This is a genomic window from Micromonospora citrea, from assembly GCF_900090315.1.
GTDB lineage: Bacteria > Actinomycetota > Actinomycetes > Mycobacteriales > Micromonosporaceae > Micromonospora > Micromonospora citrea.
In genome coordinates, this window is record NZ_FMHZ01000002.1 from 420,799 (window position 1) to 440,135 (window position 19,337).

The 19,337-nt window shown below is 70.0% G+C and carries 21 protein-coding genes; 11 read left to right on the forward strand and 10 right to left on the reverse strand.

Going from position 1 to position 19,337, the window contains the following annotated elements; all coding sequences use genetic code 11:
* Positions 1-285: 285 nt before the first annotated feature.
* Together GA0070606_RS02195 and GA0070606_RS02200 are read right to left on the reverse strand one after the other, a co-directional pair.
* The gene (locus GA0070606_RS02195; protein WP_091094818.1) at positions 286-1,113 is read right to left on the reverse strand and encodes a tetratricopeptide repeat protein; all 828 of its coding nucleotides are present in this window, start codon (positions 1,111-1,113) and stop codon (positions 286-288) included.
* A 208-nt stretch (positions 1,114-1,321) separates the two neighbouring features.
* The gene (locus GA0070606_RS02200; protein WP_091094819.1) at positions 1,322-1,921 is read right to left on the reverse strand and encodes a TetR/AcrR family transcriptional regulator; all 600 of its coding nucleotides are present in this window, start codon (positions 1,919-1,921) and stop codon (positions 1,322-1,324) included.
* 92 nt (positions 1,922-2,013) lie between these two features.
* Between GA0070606_RS02200 and GA0070606_RS02205 the strand changes: the two genes are divergently transcribed.
* Positions 2,014-2,982, forward strand: coding sequence for an NADP-dependent oxidoreductase (locus GA0070606_RS02205; protein WP_091094820.1), 969 nt, complete (start codon positions 2,014-2,016; stop codon positions 2,980-2,982).
* Between the two features lie 29 nt (positions 2,983-3,011).
* On the opposite strand, the gene GA0070606_RS02210 is transcribed toward GA0070606_RS02205, so the two are convergent.
* Positions 3,012-3,314 (reverse strand): metal-sensitive transcriptional regulator, encoded by a 303-nt coding sequence (locus tag GA0070606_RS02210; RefSeq protein ID WP_091094821.1) that lies wholly within the window; start codon positions 3,312-3,314, stop codon positions 3,012-3,014.
* Positions 3,315-3,456: 142 nt separating this feature from the next.
* The gene (locus GA0070606_RS02215; protein WP_091107160.1) at positions 3,457-3,666 is read right to left on the reverse strand and encodes a heavy-metal-associated domain-containing protein; all 210 of its coding nucleotides are present in this window, start codon (positions 3,664-3,666) and stop codon (positions 3,457-3,459) included.
* A gap of 199 nt (positions 3,667-3,865) precedes the next feature.
* On the opposite strand from GA0070606_RS02215, the gene GA0070606_RS02220 reads away from it, so the two are divergent.
* The 4 genes from GA0070606_RS02220 (at position 3,866) to GA0070606_RS02235 (ending at position 8,664) form a co-directional block, all read left to right on the forward strand.
* A complete protein-coding gene (locus GA0070606_RS02220; protein ID WP_218105942.1) occupies positions 3,866-5,029 on the forward strand; it encodes an NAD(P)/FAD-dependent oxidoreductase in 1,164 nt (387 codons plus the stop codon).
* Between the two features lie 155 nt (positions 5,030-5,184).
* Entirely contained in the window at positions 5,185-5,391 is a 207-nt protein-coding gene (locus GA0070606_RS02225) for a heavy-metal-associated domain-containing protein (RefSeq protein WP_091094822.1), read from the forward strand.
* 2 nt (positions 5,392-5,393) lie between these two features.
* A complete protein-coding gene (locus tag GA0070606_RS02230) occupies positions 5,394-6,386 on the forward strand; it encodes a hypothetical protein (RefSeq protein WP_091094823.1) in 993 nt (330 codons plus the stop codon).
* 13 nt (positions 6,387-6,399) lie between these two features.
* On the forward strand, positions 6,400-8,664 hold the full coding sequence (locus GA0070606_RS02235) for a heavy metal translocating P-type ATPase (RefSeq protein WP_091094824.1): 2,265 nt from the start codon (positions 6,400-6,402) through the stop codon (positions 8,662-8,664).
* Between the two features lie 589 nt (positions 8,665-9,253).
* On the opposite strand, the gene GA0070606_RS02240 is transcribed toward GA0070606_RS02235, so the two are convergent.
* Positions 9,254-9,535: a hypothetical protein gene (locus GA0070606_RS02240; RefSeq protein ID WP_176737199.1), complete on the reverse strand. Its 282-nt coding sequence runs from the start codon at positions 9,533-9,535 to the stop codon at positions 9,254-9,256.
* A gap of 260 nt (positions 9,536-9,795) precedes the next feature.
* A complete protein-coding gene (locus tag GA0070606_RS02245) occupies positions 9,796-11,220 on the reverse strand; it encodes an MFS transporter (protein ID WP_091107164.1) in 1,425 nt (474 codons plus the stop codon).
* A 177-nt stretch (positions 11,221-11,397) separates the two neighbouring features.
* Here GA0070606_RS02245 and GA0070606_RS02250 point away from each other — a divergent pair, with 177 nt between their 5' ends.
* From GA0070606_RS02250 to GA0070606_RS32850, 3 genes are all read left to right on the forward strand, one after another.
* Complete coding sequence (locus tag GA0070606_RS02250; RefSeq protein ID WP_091094825.1) at positions 11,398-11,682, forward strand: metal-sensitive transcriptional regulator; 285 nt, start codon at positions 11,398-11,400, stop codon at positions 11,680-11,682.
* 247 nt (positions 11,683-11,929) lie between these two features.
* The gene (locus GA0070606_RS02255) at positions 11,930-12,112 is read left to right on the forward strand and encodes an IS3 family transposase (RefSeq protein ID WP_091107166.1); all 183 of its coding nucleotides are present in this window, start codon (positions 11,930-11,932) and stop codon (positions 12,110-12,112) included.
* Between the two features lie 83 nt (positions 12,113-12,195).
* Positions 12,196-12,615, forward strand: coding sequence for a helix-turn-helix domain-containing protein (locus GA0070606_RS32850; RefSeq protein WP_218105944.1), 420 nt, complete (start codon positions 12,196-12,198; stop codon positions 12,613-12,615).
* Positions 12,616-12,943: 328 nt separating this feature from the next.
* On the opposite strand, the gene GA0070606_RS02265 is transcribed toward GA0070606_RS32850, so the two are convergent.
* On the reverse strand, positions 12,944-13,897 hold the full coding sequence (locus tag GA0070606_RS02265; protein ID WP_218105945.1) for an ArsR/SmtB family transcription factor: 954 nt from the start codon (positions 13,895-13,897) through the stop codon (positions 12,944-12,946).
* A gap of 152 nt (positions 13,898-14,049) precedes the next feature.
* Here GA0070606_RS02265 and GA0070606_RS02270 point away from each other — a divergent pair, with 152 nt between their 5' ends.
* The 3 genes from GA0070606_RS02270 (at position 14,050) to GA0070606_RS02280 (ending at position 15,959) form a co-directional block, all read left to right on the forward strand.
* Complete coding sequence (locus GA0070606_RS02270) at positions 14,050-14,574, forward strand: hypothetical protein (RefSeq protein WP_091094827.1); 525 nt, start codon at positions 14,050-14,052, stop codon at positions 14,572-14,574.
* Between the two features lie 148 nt (positions 14,575-14,722).
* Positions 14,723-15,316 carry a nuclear transport factor 2 family protein gene (locus GA0070606_RS02275; protein WP_091094828.1) on the forward strand — a complete coding sequence of 198 codons (594 nt, stop codon included), beginning with the start codon at positions 14,723-14,725 and terminating at the stop codon, positions 15,314-15,316.
* A 283-nt stretch (positions 15,317-15,599) separates the two neighbouring features.
* Positions 15,600-15,959, forward strand: coding sequence for a hypothetical protein (locus tag GA0070606_RS02280; RefSeq protein WP_091094829.1), 360 nt, complete (start codon positions 15,600-15,602; stop codon positions 15,957-15,959).
* Positions 15,960-16,093: 134 nt separating this feature from the next.
* Here GA0070606_RS02280 and GA0070606_RS02285 read toward each other — a convergent pair whose 3' ends face one another.
* Genes GA0070606_RS02285 through GA0070606_RS02295 form a run of 3 tightly spaced genes read right to left on the reverse strand, consistent with a single transcriptional unit; the run spans position 16,094 to position 18,734 of the window.
* The gene (locus GA0070606_RS02285) at positions 16,094-16,753 is read right to left on the reverse strand and encodes a response regulator (protein WP_091094830.1); all 660 of its coding nucleotides are present in this window, start codon (positions 16,751-16,753) and stop codon (positions 16,094-16,096) included.
* The gene (locus tag GA0070606_RS02290) at positions 16,750-17,907 is read right to left on the reverse strand and encodes a sensor histidine kinase (RefSeq protein WP_091094831.1); all 1,158 of its coding nucleotides are present in this window, start codon (positions 17,905-17,907) and stop codon (positions 16,750-16,752) included. Before GA0070606_RS02290 ends, GA0070606_RS02285 begins: the two co-directional genes overlap by 4 nt.
* On the reverse strand, positions 17,904-18,734 hold the full coding sequence (locus tag GA0070606_RS02295; RefSeq protein ID WP_091094832.1) for a CPBP family intramembrane glutamic endopeptidase: 831 nt from the start codon (positions 18,732-18,734) through the stop codon (positions 17,904-17,906). Before GA0070606_RS02295 ends, GA0070606_RS02290 begins: the two co-directional genes overlap by 4 nt.
* Between the last annotated feature and the right edge of the window lie 603 nt (positions 18,735-19,337).

The following is a 19,337-nucleotide window of genomic DNA, read 5'->3' on the forward strand; positions in this document are numbered from 1 at the left end:
TCCGATGGCACGTGGTCACAGGGCGGGTGACTCCGAGACGGGCAGGGTGCTCCGGGGTGATCGACTCGGAGGAAGAGCCGGGCATTGGTGCAGCGTCTCGCCCAGGCCGACGGCGGCCAGTGGCGTGAGCAGACGAGTAAGGCAGCTACGAGGCCGCCGAGCTGAGGCCGGCCAGCAGCCGGCGATGTCGGGTCTCAGGACCTGCGTGACAGATCAGTCTCGGGACGTGTGCGGCCCTTCCGGCGAGACCATCCACCTCCTGTCGTGGGCTCTTCCGGCACGCCGCTAAACCCGGGGACGAAGCAGGTAGAGCCAGAAGAAACCCGACACCGCGACCGAGGCCACGCCGAGGACGGCTGCGGCTGGGACGGCGTGGGTGCCGGCGTACCCCGCACCTGCCGCGACAACGCCGCCGACGCCCATCGCGATGGACACCTGGGGCCGTGTGAGCATCAGCGGTGCGTTACGGGCCGACCTCGCGACCAGGAGGCTGACGAAGCCGACGGCCGCGCAGACAAGACCAGGCCATATGATCCAGCCAGCGTCGCTCGACGCCTCGTCAACGGCGAACCAGCGCACCAGCAGCGCGACCGCGGCCGGGATGGCCGCAAGCCATACCGCGACGGCCATGCTGTTGCGGCGGATCCTTCGGTACTGCTCGGCGAGGTACCGCGCAGGGGCGCTGCTCGAATTCACGGCGAGCGCTCGCCGGACCAGGTCCTTGAACCGGGCCACGTCGCGATCGACGTGGAGGACGTTCACGGCGAGCAGGGCCAGAGCTTCATGATCATCGGGTGCGAGCTCCACCGCTCGCTTCGCGTCGGAGTACGACGCCCGATTCCTGCCGAGCAGGGACTGAGCCAGCGCCCGGTGGCGGTGCGCCGCCACATCCTCGGGGCTGACCTCGATTGCCCGGCCGGCCGCATCGACCGCAGCGGCATGGTCGCCGACCCCGATCAACGCCCCGGCGAGGCGGCGCCACGCGACGGGGTCCTCCGGATGCGTCGTCAGATACGCGTACAGCAGCGAAATGGCGGGCTCATACCGCTTGGCCCGAACCAGTTCACGCGCACGTGCGACGGCGTCGTCGACGTTTTCGGACTGCGACTCCATGCGACTGCTCCTCGTCCCCACATGATCAGCGGGCAACGAAGTATCACCCACGGCCGCGACCGCGATGAGGACGGGAGTGTCACGCAGGTCCTGATACCGATGGCTCACACCCGCGCCCGGTGCGCCGCGCATCAGGTCGCCCTGGCGTTCCTGCCGAAGTGGCGCACCGCCGCCGAACTCGGCCTCGATCAGGCCCCGCGTCTCGACGTCAGACGGCGACTGGCGGCGGATGGGGAAGCGGATGGGCGCCTTCCGGGCGTAGGCCGTCGAAGATGATGGCGAGGTATCGCCGCCAGAGGTCGGGCGGGGCGTCTGGCGCGTAGCTGGTGACGTAGTTGGGTGCGCACATCAGCAGGATGACGTCGGCGCCGGTGACGTCGGTTCGTAGGGCGCCGTGCTCACGAGCCCGATCGACAAGCTCGTGCACTGTCCGGTACATCCGCTCGCGGGCCCTGATCACGTCCGCGTTCAGCTCGCCGGCAGCGTGCAGGAACGACAGGTCGCGTTGCTGTCGCTGATGCGCGGCGACGGTGAGGAACTCCAGCAGCGCGGCACCGGGGTCCGCCGCGTCGAGCAGCTGTTCGCCCACCGCGTTGAGCTCGTCGATCCGGTCGAGGATGATCGCGGCGAGCAGGTCGTCCTTCGTGGCGAAGTGACGGAACAGGGTGCCCTTGCCGAGGCCGGCGCGGCGGGCGATGTCGGCGACCGAGGCGTCCAGGCCGCGCTCCGCGAATTCGTCGGCGGCGGCTGCCAGTAGCAGCCGCCGGTTGCGGGCGGCGTCGGCGCGCAACGGGCGGGTGGTGGTCACGTCGCCACCCTAACAAGTTGACCGCACGGTCCGCTTATTGCTAGCTTCGGGATCGGCAACATGACCGCTCGGTCCGTTTATGGAGGAAGCGCATGAAGGCAGTCGTCGTGACCGGCTACGGGCCGCCCGAGGAATACACCGTGGGGGATGTGCCGGTGCCCCGGCCCGGGCCGGGGCAGATCCAGGTCCGGATCGCCGCCGCATCGATCAACCCGGCGGACGTCCGGCTGCCCAGCGGTGATTTCCGTGATGTCGTGCCACTGGCCTTCCCGCACGTGCCGGGCAACGACTTCGCTGGCACGGTCAGCGAGGTCGGCGATGGCGTGACGGCCTATCAGGTCGGCGACGAGGTCTTCGGCCAGGCCGTGCCGCGGGCGCTGCGGGCGATGGCCGGCGCGACCCGGCCGTCGCTGAGCACCGGCTCGCTGGCCGAGTACGCGGTCTTCGAGGCCGACACCCCGTTCCTGGCGCACCGGCCGGCCGGCCTCGACATCGAGCAGGCCGCCGCGCTGCCCACCGTCGGCCTGACCGCACGGGCACTGATGGCCGTCGCCGGGGTGCAACCCGGCGAAACCGTCCTGGTCGTCGGCGCGACCGGCGGCGTCGGAACCGCGGTCATCCCGCTGCTCGCCGCCGCGAAGGCGCGGGTGATCGCCACCGCGACCGCCGCCGACGCTGCCGCCCTCCGCGCTCTCGGCGCCGACAAGACCATCGGGTACGCGGAATCGGAATACCCCTCCGACGTCGACGTCGCGCTCAACCTGACCCTGCCGAGTGACCACCTTGCCGGAGTCGCAGGCGCCATCCGCTCGGGCGGACGCCTCCTCACGATCACCTACCCGGTACCGCAGCAGGACTGGATCGGCCGCGACGACGTCGGCCTGCATTTCGTGCTGGACATGGACGGCGCCTTCGGCGGGATGCGCGAGGTCGGCGAGCTGGCGGTCAGTGGCGGACTACCGGCCACGGTCGGACGCCGCTACACCCTCGACCAGGGCGCTCAGGCATGCGTCGACTTCGTCCGCCGGCACACGACCGGGAAACTCGTCGTCACGATGTGAGACACACTGCTATCGAGGCCGCTTGACGGTCAGCCGCGCTTCATGATGCGGCCGACGGCGGCCATCATCTCGGTGGCCATCTCGTCGGCGCGGCCTTCCGCCGCACCTTCGTGCATGCAGTGCCGGGCGTGGCCGTCGAGCAGCCCGAGGGCGACCTTGTCCAGGGCGGCCTGGATGGCGGAGATCTGGGTGAGCACATCGATGCAGTAGCGGTCGTCGTCGACCATCTTCTCGATGCCGCGGACCTGTCCCTCGACGCGGCGCAGTCGCGCGAGCAGTTGGTCCTTGCTGGCGGTGTAGCCCCGGGTCGGGGTCGGCGCGGGTGGGGTCATCCGTCAACTATAGCCAACCCCCGGGGGGTATTGCAGCCAGTCTCACCGTCGGCGAGACGGCGGTCGTCGGGTCGGTATCCAGGTCGACGCCGCGCTGCCGACAGAGGGCGGGAGCGCGGCACCGACCCGGGCCGGGCCATGGTCAGGCCCGAGCCGCCTCATACCCGGCTTCTTCCAGTGTCTCGACCACCCTGGCCTCGTCGATGCCACGGCTCGCCCGCAGCGTCGCGCGGCCGGCGGCCAGGTCCACCTCGACGGCGTCGACGCCATCGAGCTCGCTGAGCAGGTTCTTGACCTTGTTGGCGCAGCCGTTGCAGGTCATGCCGGTGACCTTGTACGTGGCTGTATTCACGATCACGCTCCCATTCATACGGGGCAGGGGTATAAGCGTCCCCGACCGTACGTCAAGGGCGCAGCTCTTCGCAACCTAGCAAATGAAGGGTTTTCCCTCTCACCACCACCTGCTGCCTGACAGGTCGTCCCATACCCCCTCCCCCTACATGTATATGCTGCCCCCTACCCAGAGGGGGTATGACGCATGGAGGTGCGAGGTGGAGAAGATAGTCGTGGTCGGGGCGTCGCTGGCCGGGCTGCGTGCCGTTCAGGCACTACGCAGGGAGGGCTTCGCGGGTGAGGTGACGCTGATCGGTGCGGAGCCGCACGACCCGTACAACCGGCCGCCGCTGTCCAAGAGCTTTCTGCGAGGCGACGACGATGCCGTCCTGCCCGGAGCAGAGGAGCTCGACGGGCGTTGGCTACGCGGCAGGACGGCGGTGCGCCTGGACACCGTCGACAAGATGGTGGCCGTGGATGACGGCACGGTGATGCCCTATGACGGCCTCGTCATCGCGACCGGAGCCCGGCCGCGGCGGCTGGCCGAGCACCCGGCCGGCGTGCACACGCTGCGGACGCTCGAAGACGCTCTCGCTCTGCGCACCGCCCTGGCCGAACGCCAGCAGCGGGTTGTGGTGGTTGGCGGCGGCTTCATTGGCGGCGAGTTCGCCTCGACCGCGCGGTCTCTCGGTCATGCGGTCACGGTCGTCGACAGCGCGCCGCTCCCCATGCTCGCCGCCCTGGGCGCCGATACCGCCCGCTGGCTGGGCGCTCATCACCGTCGCAACGGCGTGGAGTTGGTCTCTGGCGTGCGCGTCACCGGCTTTCACGGCACGTCGCAGCTCGCCGGCGTACGGCTTGCGGACGGAAAGGTGATTCCGGCGGACCTCGTGGTCGCCGGAATGGGCGTGGTGCCCAATACCGAATGGCTGGACGGCAGCGGCCTCACCGTCGACAACGGGGTGGTGTGCGAGCCGACTCTGCACGCCCGGGGCACGCACGACATCGTGGCCGCCGGGGACGTGGCCCGCTGGCCACACCGGTTGTTCGGCAACACCCTGGTCCGGGTCGAGCACTGGGCCAACGCCAACGATCAGGGTGCCGCGGCCGCGCTGAACCTGCTGGCCGGGCCAGAGCACGCCACGCCGTTCGCAGACGTGCCCTCGTTCGCGACGAACGTACACGGCGCACGGATTCAGATCGCCGGGCTGCCGCAGCTGGCCGAGGAGGCAAAGCTGGTCACCGGAACCTTCGAGGACGACCAGTTCTCGGTGGGCTTCACCGCCGACGGCCTGCTCGTCGGCGCGGTGGCGGTGAACTCGCCAAGAGACTTCGTCCGCCTCAAGCGGGGTGTGGCGGCGGGCAACCCACTGGAGCTGTGAGCTACGTGCACGGGTCGGGCCCGGGCGTGGTCCCGATCACGGAAACCCCGACTTGATACCCCTAGGGGGTATGGGTAACCTGTCGACATCGAGCGGCCGGCGGCTCCGGCCGTCGGGGCGCAATCGTCATCGACACCAATGGAAGGACGGTCGTCATGGAGACCAAGACCTACACCGTTATCGGCATGACGTGCTCGCACTGCGTCAACTCCGTCGGGTCGGAGATCGGCAAGATCCCGGGCGTCACGGAAGTGCAGGTGGATCTGACCAACGGCACCGCGACCGTCATCAGTGATCGGCCGCTTGACGACGCGGCCGTCGCCGCGGCGGTCGACGAGGCCGGCTACGAACTGGGAAGGTAGTCATGCGAACCTCGATGAAGCTGGGCGCGTACGCCCTGGGTCTGGCGGCGGTGTTCACGGCCGCCATGGGGGCCGGAGCTGTGGCCGGGACGGCCCCGGCCACGCCGGCGTCACACGACGACGCTCACGCCGACGGCAACGCTCACGCCGGGAAGCACAACGCTGCCGGGGAGGACGGCAGGGGTGGGCAGCTGCCGGCCGGCCTGCAGGTGACCCAGGATGGTTACCGGCTCGCGCCGGTGTCCACGACCCTGGCCACGGGCGCGCCGGAGCAGTTCCGCTTCCGAGTGCTGGGCGCGGACGGCGCCCCGGTCACCCGATACGTGACCAGCCACGACAAGGATCTGCACCTGATTCTGGTGCGCCGGGACCTGTCCGGCTTCCAGCACCTGCATCCGACGCTGGCTGCCGACGGCACCTGGTCGGTGCCGGTCGCGGTCGCCGCGCCCGGGCAGTACCGGGTATTCGCCGACTTCCAGCCCGAGGGGCACGCCGACGGGCTGACCCTCGGCGTGGACGTGCCGGCGCCCGGCGACTACCGCCCGGCGTCGCTGCCGACCCCGGCCCGAACCGCGACCGTTGACGGATACACCGTCACCCTCGACGGCGACCTCACACCAGGCGGGTCCTCGACGCTGACCCTGTCGGTCATCAAGGACGGGCGGCCGGTGACCGACCTGGAGCCGTACCTCGGCGCCTACGGGCACCTGGTGGCGCTGCGCGACGGTGATCTGGCGTACCTGCACGTGCACCCCGACGGCACCCCCGGCGACGGGCGTACGGCAGCCGGGCCACAGGTCACCTTCCACACGGAGGTCCCGTCCGCCGGCACCTACCGGTTGTTCCTGGACTTCCAGCACGCAGGGAAGGTCCGCACCGTCGCGTTCACCGCGGTGGCCGGACAGGCCATCCCGGCCGGAACCGCGTCGGGTGCCGCCACGCCGGCGCCCACCACGTCCGCCGGGCACGGCGCACCGGGCCACACCCACGGGTAAGGAGAGAATCGACATGACATCCGTCGGTAACCGCTTGCAGGTGGCGCCGAATCAGATCGAACTGTCGATCGGAGGAATGACCTGCGCCTCCTGCGCCTCTCGCATCGAGAAGAAGCTCAACCGCATGGACGGGGTCACGGCGACGGTCAACTACGCCACCGAAAAGGCGAGCGTGACCTTCCCCGACGGCCTGACGCCGGCCGATCTGATCTCGACCGTGGAGAAGACCGGCTACACCGCCCAGTTGCCAACGCCGCCCCAGCCGCCCGGCGAGGGGCCCGCCGAGACGGCACCTGCGGTCGATGAGTTGAGCGGGCTGCGGACCCGGCTGTGGGTGTCGCTGGCGCTGTCCGTGCCGGTGGTCGCGATGGCGATGGTGCCAGCGCTGCAGTTCACCAACTGGCAGTGGTTGTCCCTGACCCTCGCCGCACCTGTCGTGGTGTGGGGCGCGCTGCCGTTCCACAAGGCCGCATGGACGAACCTGCGCCACGGCGCGGCCACCATGGACACCCTGATCTCGATGGGCACCCTGGCGGCGTTCGCCTGGTCACTGTGGGCGCTGTTCTTCGGTACCGCCGGCACGCCGGGCATGACGCACCCGTTCAGCCTCGACATCGGCCCCAGCGACGGGGCGGGCAACATCTACCTGGAGGCCGCCGCCGGCGTAACGACCTTCATCCTCGCCGGCCGGTACTTCGAGGCCCGGTCCAAGCGCCGCGCCGGCGCGGCGCTACGGGCCCTGCTCGAGCTCGGGGCCAAGGACGTCGCGGTGCTTCGTGACGGGGTGGAGACCCGTGTTCCGGTCGCCGAGCTGACGGTGGGAGACCGGTTCGTCGTACGTCCAGGAGAGAAGATCGCCACCGACGGCGTGATCGAGGAGGGCGCCTCCGCGGTCGACGCCAGCATGCTGACCGGCGAGTCCGTCCCCGTCGAGGTCGGCCCCGGGGACGCGGTGGTCGGGGCGACGGTCAACGCCGGCGGCCGCCTGGTGGTACGGGCAACCCGGGTCGGCGCCGACACGCAGCTGGCCCAGATGGCCAAGCTGGTCGAGCAGGCGCAGACCGGCAAGGCGGCCGTCCAGCGCCTGGCGGACCGCATCTCCGGCGTGTTCGTGCCGATCGTGATCGCCCTCGCGGCGGGCACCCTGGGCTGGTGGATCGGCGCCGACGCCGGGCTGACCGCCGCGTTCACCGCCGCGGTCGCGGTCCTGATCATTGCCTGCCCGTGCGCCCTCGGCCTGGCCACCCCGACCGCCCTGCTGGTCGGCACCGGCCGAGGCGCCCAGCTCGGCATCCTGATCAAGGGGCCTGAGGTGCTGGAGTCGACGCGCAGGATCGACACGGTGGTGCTCGACAAGACTGGCACCGTCACCACCGGCCAGATGACCCTCGTCGACGCCATCGCCGTGGACGGGCAGGACAGCGACGAACTGGTACGCCTTGCCGGAGCCGTCGAGGCAGCATCAGAGCATCCGATCGCGCGGGCGATCGCCCGCGCCGCCGCCGACCAGCACGGCACGCTGCCACAGGTGTCCGACTTCGGCAACCTCGAAGGCCTCGGCGTACGCGGCACCGTCGACGGTCACGACATGCTCGTCGGCCGGCCGCGGCTGCTGAGCGAACAGGGCTGGCAGGTGCCGGTCGACATCGAGCGGGCCACCGCCGCCGCGGAGGCCGCCGGACGGACCGCGATCGTGGTCGGCTGGGACGGCGCTGCTCGGGGAGTGCTGGCCGTTGCGGACGTGGTGAAACCCACCAGTGAGGAAGCGATCGCCAAGCTCCGTGCGCTCGGGCTGACCCCGGTGCTGCTCACCGGCGACAACACCACCGTCGCCCGAACGGTGGCCGCCGAGGTCGGTATCGACCAGGTCATCGCGGAGGTGCTGCCCGCCGACAAGGTCGACGTGGTCAAGCGGCTCCAAGCCGAAGGCAAGGTCGTGGCAATGGTTGGCGACGGAGTCAACGACGCCGCTGCCCTGGCCCAGGCCGACCTCGGTCTTGCCATGGGCACGGGGACCGACGTGGCGATCGAGGCGTCCGACCTGACCCTGGTGCGGGGCGACCTGATGGCCGCCGTGGACGCGATCCGGCTCTCCCGGCGCACCCTGCGCACCATCAAGAGCAACCTTTTCTGGGCCTTCGCCTACAACGTCGCCGCCCTGCCACTGGCGGCAGCCGGGCTGCTCAACCCGATGATCGCCGGCGCCGCGATGGCCTTCTCCTCGGTCTTCGTCGTCGCCAACAGCCTACGACTGCGCCGCTTCACCACCGTCCAGTAAGAAGCGAACCACCGCCCCGCGCCGCTGCCACCCGCCGAGGTGACAGCGGCGCGGGGCGTATTGCTGACGAAGCCCAGATCAGCACCTACACCCGCATGAGGCACACGCGAACCGGCCTGTCACGACCGACGTGGGACGGTCGGTGCGTAGCCCGCCTGAGCTACTGCGGGTCGATTCCGCCATCCGTCATCCGCAAGCGGGGACGTTGGTAATCCGCCGATGGTGGGCGAAGTGCCACGGCTTGGCCGTCGGCGCGCTACACGGCAGCGGCCGCGCCGTCGACGACGAAGCGCTCGGCGCGACTGGCCCACCCACCACGAGAACGTGCCCCTTCCACGGCGCCCACTCAGTCGACACCGACGGCAAGCTCGCCCAGCTCGATGCCAACGGGTACCGCCCGCTGCGCCTGGACACCGCCGCGGATACGCCCCGGAGGAGGTGGTTGGCCGGTCACGAGGGCGTGGCCGGAGTCAGGGCAGTTGCTGGCGGGCCGGGGTGACGACGTGGAGGTCGAGCATGCCGGGCGGGTCGGACAGGCCCGGCCGGCCAGCGGCCGAGGCCCATTGAGACCGACGATGACGGTGGAGCCTCATACCCGGTCACGCCGAGTGGCAGGGGTGGGTGGGCCGCACAGGCCCCCGGCGACCAGCACGGCGATGAAGGCGCCGGCGATGACCAGTTTGGCCACGACCAAGCGGCGGGCCCGGCGAGACAACGCGATGACCGCCGGCAGAGCGGTCAGGTCATCGCAGACCAGTACAGCGTCGGCCCTGTGCGCAGCCGGGTCGAGAGCTCGCCCGCCCCTCGCGACGCCCAGGTCGACGGCCGCCGGGGCAGGGGCGTCGTTGATACCGTCACCGACCAGCAGCACCGGCGGCCACCGGATTGCAGCGCGTGAACGTGGTCGACCTTGTCGGCTGTCGGCAAACCTCCGGGCTCCGACCACCTCTCGAGCGAGGTGGCGCTTGATGCAGCGGAGATGAGCTACGGCCAGTTCCTCTTCGCCTGGGGCGGACACGCCTTCGCGCGTCGTGGTGTGGTTCGCCCCTGTACCTACACGTGTTCGGCCGGCTGGCCTGAGAGTGGCCAGCCGACCGAACGTGCCGCGGGCGACGGATTGGTGCGCTGAGGTCAGCCGATCGGAGCTGGCTGGGCCTCGGCGGCGGTTTCCTGCCGGGTGGCGGCGCGCAGGGTGAGGGCGGCGAGCACCGCGCCCAGCGCGGCGATGGCGGCTGCGCCGAGGAAGGCCGCGGAGAACCCGTCGGTGAGGGCGGGCCGGTTCCCGAGCTGGTCGGCGCCGAACGACGCGGCCACCGCGGTCATCGCCGCCAGTCCGAGCGCGGACCCGACCTGGTAGCTGGTGTTGACGATCCCTGAGGCGAGGCCGCCCTCCTCGGGGCGGGCGCTGGAGATCGCCGTGCCCAGAGAGGGGATGAAGGCCAGGGACATGCCCAGCGCCGCGACGAGGGAGGCGGGCAGGACGTCGACCCAGAAGTTGCCATCGGGGCGGATCAGCGACAGCCAGCCCATCCCGACGGCGAGGACGGCGAGCCCGGTGACAGTCATGGCCTTCGGACCGAAGCGGGCGATCGCCCGTGGGGCGAGGACGATCATGCCGATCATGATCAGGATGGTCATCGGCAGCAGCGCGGCGCCGCTGGGGAAGGCACTGTAGCCGAGGACCTGCTGCAGGTACAGGTTGAGGAAGAACCACATGGGGATCCACGCCCCGCCCAGCAGGACCTGCGCCAGGTTCGCGGCACCGAGGTTCGGTGTACGGAAGATGGACAGCCGCATCAACGGTTCACGGCGGCCGGCCTGGATGGCCAGGAACACCGCGAGCAACGCCACCGCGCCGCCGAGCACCAGCCAGGTCTGGGCGCTGGCCCAGCCCACCTCCGGCGCCTGCACGATGGCGTAGACGGCGGCGGCCAGGCCGGCGGTGACGGTGAGCCCGCCGGCGATGTCGAGGGAACCGCGGCTGGCGCCGCCGGCGGGCATCAGCGCCGGGGTGGCGAGGACGGCGAGCAGGGCGATCGGGATGTTGATGTAGAACACCCAGGGCCAGCTGACGTACTCGGTGATCAGCCCGCCGAGAAAGACACCGGCGGTGCCGCCTGCCGGTGCCGCTGCCCCGTACAGGGCCAGGGCCTTGGTCAGCTCCTTCGGCGTGGCGCCGAAGAGCATCATCAGCAACGTCAGTGCCGAGGGCGCGATGAGCGCGGCGCCGACGCCTTGGATGGCCCGGGCGGCCAGTTCGACCGCCACGCTGCCGGCCAGACCGGCTACGACGGACCCGACGAGCAGGATCAACCAGCCCGTACTGAACATGCGCCGGGCACCGAACAGATCGGACAGACGGCCGCCGAGCAGCAGCAGGCCGCCGAATGCCACGACGTAGGCGTTGAACACCCAGGACAGGTTCTCCGGCGAGAAGCCCAGGTCGGCCTGCATCTGCGGCAGCGCGACGCCGATGATCGACGTGTCCATGATGACCATGAACTGGGCGAGCGCGATGAGCCCCAGGGCCCACCAGCGCTTGGATTCGCGCAACATCTCCATCACTCCTCTTGCCCCTAGGGGGTATGGGTAACGGCAGAATGTGTACCCCCTACGGGTATCAGGTGTCAAGTGCTCGCCCTGGATCTCCCTTGCGGAGCCCCGAGGAACCGGGGTCTTGCCTGCGGTACCCCCTCCCGGTATCTTCGGGCATCGGCAGGAAGGCGGGCAGGAATGAGCCACGGCTACATCAAGGACAAAGGCGATTACCTGCGGCGGCTCCGTCGCATCGAGGGACAGGTCCGCGGACTGCAGCGGATGGTCGACGAAGACGCCTACTGCCTCGAGATCCTCACTCAGGTCTCGGCGGCGACGAAGGCGTTGGAGAGCGTCGCGCTCAGGCTGCTCGACGAGCACCTGGCCCACTGCGTTGTCGCGGCCGTCAAGGCCGGCGGCCCGGATCCTCACGTCAAGCTGCGAGAGGCGTCCGATGCCATCGCTCGGCTCGTCCGCTCCTGATCCCGCACGATCGAACCCCAGCCCTTCAGCGGCCTGTCGCATCTCCTGAGGCGGCTGCAGGACATGGACCGCGTCGGGGGGACCACAGCTCGCAAATGGCCGCGCGGCGACGTTCCGGGTCGGGTTCCCCACACCGCCACGTAGCGGTCGATCAGGTCATTCGGGCCGGCGAGCCCGACCCGCTTTGACGGACATCTGAGATCAGGAGCCGGAGGGCTCCAGGAGGATGTCCAGCATCATGGAGAGCATGGGTAAGAAGCGCCCGCGGCCTCGCCGATCGTTCACGGCGCAGTCCGCCCGCCAAGCCATATTCGAGTACGTAGAGAGCTGGCACAACACCCGCCGCCGGCACTCCAGCCTCGGCTACCTCAGCCCCGCCGCCTACAAAGCCAGCGCCATCATCAACCCGCTGCCCAGCAAGGTAGCGTGAGATCGACATTCCGACCCTGTCCGTCGAAACGGGGCGAGCCCACCGGCGTCAGCCATGATGCTCCTTCGATCGTGGATGATCGTTTGACGACCACGACTTTCCTGCGCCGAGCCCTCCGCCACAATTCCCCGGAGGGAATCGCCGACCGGCACCGCAGCGGCTACACCGGAGGAGTGATCATCGAGTCAGCCAAGGGCGGACCCGCCGACGCGCTTCGGCAATGGCGCACCCGCCGGCGCGTCAGCCAACTCGAACCGGCGATGGCCGGCACCACGCAACGGCACGTCAGCTTCACCGAGAGCGGACGCTCGACCCCGGGCCGGTCGATGGTCATTCGGCTGGCCGAGTCGCTGGAGGTGCCGATCCCCGAACGCAACGAACTACTCCTCGCCGCCGGATTCGCGCCCGCGTACCCGCACACCGACCTGCACGACCCCGCCTGGCTCCGGTCCGGACCGCCCTTGATCGCATCCTGCACGGCCACCTGCCGCACCCGGCCGTGATCGTCGCCCGCTACGGGCACATCATCGACCACGTCCAAGCCGAGAGTCTGCGCAACCCGAACGACCGGCTCCGCCGCCTCGTCGCGGAACAACGTCGACATGGCGCCTCCGCGTCCACGGCAACTCCCGCCACCTCACCTCGGCTTCGCGGTACCGCTACAGCTCCGCACGAACGAGCCGGACAATCGGGGACTACGGCTCATCACCACACTCACCTACTTCGGCACCGCCACCGACGTCACCATCGCAGGACTGCGACTGGAAGCATTCCTACCGGCCGACGAAGCGGTCTTCGTGGCAGGGCCGCGCCGGTGCCCGAATGGCGTGTTCACCGGTCTGCCGGTTCGGTGCCGAAGAGGACGGCGGCCCGTGGCGTACGCAGATGCAGTGCCTCCCGGCCGCGTCGCGTTGTGGCGACCAGGCCCGCCCGGCGTAGCGCGCTGAGGTGTTGGGACACCGCGCCCGGGGTGATGCCGAGCCGTGCGGCGAGGCCGGGAGTGGTGGACGGCAGGGCGAGCAGGTCCAGCAGGGCTGCCCGGGTCGGGCCGAGGACGGCGGCCAGCCCGTCGGTGGACCCGGGCGGCTGCTCCCAGAGCAGCCCGATGCCGGTGGCCGGGTAGTGGATGGACGCGGCGGTCACCGGCGAATGGTCGACCCACACATCTGGCCAGCCGAACACCGACGGCAGCAGCACCAGCCCGTTGCCGGAGGCGTCGACACGCGCGTCGCCGGTGCAATCGGGGCGCACCAGCAGCTCGCCCTCGTACCAGGCGATGTCGTGATGCAGGTCGGCGAAGAGGCCCTCCACGCCACGATCGACCAGCGCCGTGGCCCGCCGGTCGAGGTCGGCGTCGAGCAGCGCCCCCATCCGGACCCAGTACGGTTCGATCAGCCGCTCGTGGCACCGCCGGACCGCCGCCAGGACCCGGCGCAGCAGGACGGGCACCGGCGGCAGCCCGGCGGCTGCCCGCTCCCCCAGCGCGTCGACGCAGTCGACCCGGATGAACTCCGGGTCGACTGCCGCGAGGCGGTCGAGCTCGGTGGCCAGGCTCGGCGCCCGCTGCTCCGGCACCGGGATCAGGAACGACGGCAGCAAATAGCTACCGAGCACCGTGCGCAGCAACGGCAACTCGGGCTCCCGGCGCAGCTCGGCATGGGCGCGGCGCAGCCACGGCTCGTGCAGGGGATGCCCGGCGGGCCGCACCGCGGCACGCAGCCCGAGGATCGTCTCGGACAGTGGTGACAGGGCGAACCGGACCCGGGCGACGTCGGCCGTGGTCAAGTTGATCCTCACCGGCACGACCGCCATCTCCTCTGACCATTTAGCACTGGCTAAACAATAGCCTCGGCTCAAGCCGCCCTGGCAGGCTCGGTCCGCAGTGGCCCGACACGCGTCAACCTCGCGTGAGTCCCATGCAAGCAAAGGGAGATCAGATGCTCATCGACTCGAACCGCTCGCGCGCCACGGCGATTCACCGGCGGCGCGCAACCATGGCCGCGACCGGGCGCCGGATCACGACCACCACGGCGGCACTCGTCGTCAGCGCCACCGCGCTGGTAGCCGTCCAATCCACCCCCGCGTACGCACACACCCGCAATGAGGCCGTCCTTTACGGCTGCGGCTCCGGCTACGGGATCGTGAGCGACGGTGTGCGAGCCGTCAAGACCAGCAACGGCACGACGTGGGGCGAGGTGATCCTCACCTACAACGCGAGCAACGGCTACAACTGCGTGGTGACCCGCAAGACGGCCTACCACGGAACGGCATCGCCGGTCACTGCGAACCTGAGGCTACAGTTCAGCGGAGAGTTCGAGAAGCGCGACGACTACGCCGAGCACTGGGAGTCGGTGAAAGCCCGCGGTGCGGGTATGTGTGCCCAGTACTGGGGCGCCATCGCAAACCCGTACGCGGGTGTGTCGGCGGCCGGGGGGCGCTACACCTGGGGCAACTGCGGCTGATCGAGCGACGCCGACGCGTCCGACACTGGTGCCTCATGGGCGCTGACCAGGCGCGAACAGGGGCGGGAAGTGCCATGCGAGTTGGCACGACGGGGCCGAATTCTGCCCGTCCGGTTCCCAGACGCGAAGCGAGTGACGATCAACCGCGATGCAACCGGGCACCCTGCCCCTTCGTCTTGATAATCGCCGCCGCGACACCGCGCGGCCGTTGACCGGACAGTCCCACAACCATGAGGACGTGATCATGACTACTGGCCGGCGAGTTCCGCGGCGTGCCGCCCTGGCTCTGTCGGGCGGTGCCGTGCTCGGCGCGGCGCTGGCGCCTGCTTTCGCCAGCGCTGACACCGGTGGCCAGCGGCGGCGCTCCATCGCCACCGCCGAGGCGCTGTATCGGGCCCTCACCGCCAAAGACCTCGACGCCTTCGCCGCCGTATGGGCACCCGACGCGATCTCGCGGATGCCCGTGACCCCGCCCGGCGAGATCCACGGTCGCGACGGCATCGTCGAAGGCATCGGATTCTTCTTCATGGTCGTCGGCGAGGTCAGGATGACCTGGCAGATCCGGCCGCTGCTGAATCCCCACGAGGTCGTGTCCACATGGACGATGGAAGCACCGTTGCTCGCCGGTGGCGTCTACCGCAACCGAGGGGCGCAGATCATGCGTATCCACGGCGACCAGATCGTCGACAACACCGAGTTCCTCGACACCGCAGCCTTCCTGAAGGCCTTCGGCCAGCAATAAACCACCCTGGATGACGGCCGCCACGCATAACGAACCCGATGGAAGGCCCTCAACCAGACGCAACCCGTAGATCAGATCAAAGATCGCCGAAACGCCCCTTGAGATGGCGCATAAGAGCCATCGCATTAAATATCAACTCATATCACATTAAGAGTACGATGGTAATGGGATTGGCCAAATCTGAGTGGAGGGTGCTCAGCTGCAGGCCTACCAACGGGGAAGGGACGCCATGCGACAATTTCAAGGCACCAAGAAGGCCGTTACCACACTCGGAATGTCGGCAGTGGCGGTGATCACGTCGCTGGCCGTTGCGGCCCCGGCGCACGCAAGCGCCGACATCAGTTGGACATACTCGCCCGATGGCGGCGCCAAGGGCTGGTTCGACGCGGACGTGGCCGGGTGGACCGGTGCGGAAGAGATCACGGCTTGCGACATCAAGTCGGATGGTTTTGCGGCGTTTGTGCTTCTGAGGGACGCGAACGGCAACAGGATCGCCAGCGTTAGAGACACCGGCAACGACGGCAGTTGCACGAGCACGTCGTCCAACATGATTACCGATGAGAGGAGCGTCCAGCTCACGGTCTGCACAGACACCGGCGGCAACGTCTTTTACGAGTGCAGCACGCGATTCGGCTGGTCCTGATGCTGGCATGATACGTGGATCCCTCCGCCACATGGTGGAGGGATCCACGTATCAACGACGAGGCCCAGCCAGGAGACCTGCCTGAGCTGGGAGCGCCGACACGCCCACGTCACCAACCACCGGTGGATTCAGGCTCAGGTCACCAGGCCCCGGCGGTACGCGTACACCACGGCCTGCACCCGGTCGCGCAGGTCGAGCTTGGTGAGGATGCGGGACACGTACGTCTTGACCGTCTCCTGGCTGATCACCAGGGCCGCGGCGACCTCGCTGTTGGACAGGCCCTCCGCGATGAGCCGGAGCACCTCCAGCTCGCGCGGGGTCAGCGCGCCGCCGTCCGGGTCGCGCTCGGCCGGGCGGATGCGGGCCGCGTATCTGCCCACCAGCTGCCGGGTCACCTCCGGGGCCAGCAGCGCGGCGCCCGTCGCCACCGTGCGGATGCCGTGGAGCAGTTGGGCCGGTGGGGCGTCCTTGAGCAGGAAGCCACTGGCGCCGGCACGCAGCGCCTCGTAGACGTACTCGTCTAGGTTGAACGTCGTCACCACGAGGACCTTCACCGGCTCGGGGACCCGGGCGCCGGCCAGCAGGCGGGTCGCCTCGATGCCGTCGAGCACCGGCATCCGGACGTCCATCACCACCACGTCCGGCCGGAGCCGAGCGGCCAGGTCGACCGCCGCGCGCCCGTCGCCGCACTCGCCGACGATCTCCATGTCGGGTTGGGCGTCGATGATCGTCGCGAATCCGGCGCGGATCAGCTCCTGGTCGTCGCAGACCAGCACCCGGACCGGCGCGGTCACGACGGGTTCCCAGCCGGGATCCGGGCCCGCACGAGGAAGCCGCCGCCGGCCTGCGCGCCCGCGCTGAAGTCGCCACCGAGGGCGGTGACCCGCTCGCGGAGCCCGGCGAGGCCGCGCCCGCTGCCGCCCAGGGACGCGCTACCGGATCCGGAGCCGTCGGTGCTGACCTCCACGGTCGTCTCCCCTTCCCCGTGGTGGACGCGAACCCTGGTCCGGCTGCCGTGCGCGTGCTTCAGCGCGTTCGTCAGCGCCTCCTGCACGACCCGGTACGCCGCCACCTCGGCGCTGCCGGTGGCCGCCCCCGACGTGCCCTCCCGCACGAACTCCACCTGCTGCCCGGCCTGCCGGGAATGGTCGACGAGGGCGTCCAGGTCTCCGACGGACGGCGTACGCGGATCGCGGGTGCGGTGATCCGGGTTGAGCAGGTCGAGCAGCTGCCGCAGGTCGCCGACGGCCCGGCGGCCGGTGCCGGTGATCGCCGTCAGGGTCTGGTCCAGCTTGTCCGGGGCGCCCGTCAGGTAGCGCGCCGCCTCGGCCTGCACGACCATCGCCGTCACGTGGTGGGTGACGACGTCGTGCAGCTCCCGGGCGATGCGCGTGCGCTCCGCCGTACGCGTGGCCTGCTCGACATGGCGGCGGCGTTCCGCCTCGGCGGCCCGGTTCTGGCGCAGCCACGCCCCGATGCCCCACGCGAGCGCCAGCAACAGATAGAAAGTGGTGAACCCGGCGACGCCCTCACCCGAGCCGAGCCGGTCGAGGGAGATCGCCAGGGGCACGTACGCCGCCGAGGCGAGACCCGCGACGACCCAGCGGCGCCGTTCCAGGTGCGCGCCGGCGCTGATGAGCGCGATGGCCAGTCCCGTACCCGCGACGGTGTGGTAGCCGCGGAGCTGGTCGATCGCGAAGCCGAGCGACACCAGCGCGAGGCAGGCGGCCGGCCACCGACGGCGTACGGCCAACGGCAGGCACTCCAGGGCGACGACACCGACGGTCAGCGCGTCGTACGGGCGGTCCGGGAGGTCACCGAGCTGCGTACCCTGCCGCTCCAGAGCCGGCACCACCGCCGCGAGGGCCAGGGCCAGCGCGATCGGGAGATCCCGGACCGTGATCGGCCACTGCCGCCACAGATCCGGGAGCCTCCGGAGCTTGATCACTGGGTGACTGTAGCGGTTGCCGTGGCCTGCGCCGTGGGGCGCGGGACGATGTGCCCGCGGCGCTTGGCCAGCCACAGGAACACCACGGTCAGCACCACGCCGGCCAGCACCGCGTACAGGCTGCCCTCCGGCCCGAAAGCGCCGCCGCTGAGCGCGACCGGCCCCGACGTCGAGGCCTCGAGCAGCCCTTTCGACTCGCCGTTGCCCGACACCACGACGCTGAAGATGCCGCCGGCGGCGAAGTTCCAGCCGAAGTGAAGGCCGATCGGCACCCACAGGTTCCGGGTGGCGGCGTAACAGGCGGCCAGCATGAACCCGGCCTCGATAGCGATGGCCGTCGCCCCCCACAGGGTGGCGTCCGGGTTCGCCAGGTGGATCGCGCCGAACACGACGCCGGTCAGGGCGAGAGCGATCCAGGTGCCCGTACGCTCCTCGATGATGCGGAACAGCACCCCCCGGAACAGCAACTCCTCGGTGACCGCGGCAGCCGCCATGAGCCCGAGCAGACCCAGCGCTCCCGTCGGCGAGCCCCAGCCCTCGACGTGGTAGCCGCCCAGGAACGCGATGTTGGCGACGACGGCCGCGAACATGGCGAAGCCGATGAGCGTCCCTCGGCCCAGCTTCCCGTCCCAGCCGTCCTGGCCGAGCTCGGTCGGCGCACGGCGCTCGGTGCGCCGCACGACCCACCGGTAGACGACCACACCCAGCACCGCCGTCACAGCGCCGATCATCAAGGTGAGGAAGAAATTGCCCTCGACGGCGGCGACGCCCTGCCCGCCGACGAGGGCGACGGCGGCGACGGCGAGAAGCTGTTTGACGAGGCGCATGATGACTCCTTCGCAGACCGCGACCGGAGCGCCGCGGACACAACGAAACCTATGGAGTTCCGCCGCCACAATCGTCACCGTGAGGTGGACACCTGCGGGTAGCTCGCACGGGGGACAAGACCCTCCGGAGTCCGGCCACCCGGTCGAGGGCTAGCTCGATGGCGCCCTCCTCACCAGGCGCAACGCCCGATGGATCAGCGGAAACACCGTAGGATCCAAGTTCCCGCCGAGCGGTCGGCCCGAGGATCCGGACCGGGTCCTGGCCGACGAGGCGTACACGTCGAGAGCGAACCGGCAGTATCTGCGCCGGCGCGGCGTCGGGTTCAGTTCCTGTTCAAGATGGACCACCTGCCAACCATCGCCTGCCGCGACGATCCCGAGCAAGGCCGACCAAGGCGCCCACCGGCTGGCCAAGGGCTCCAAGGGCGACCGGCCACCAGACTTCGACACGGACCCTGACGGCACCTCCCTACGGCAAGAATCGCAGTACAGAGGTGCCGTCAGCGGAACACCGCATCCCTGGCCGGCTTACTCCCACAGGAGTCGATCCAGACAGGTGGCTATGCCCAGGGGCGGGCTGTGAAGAGGGGCGAGCAGACGAAT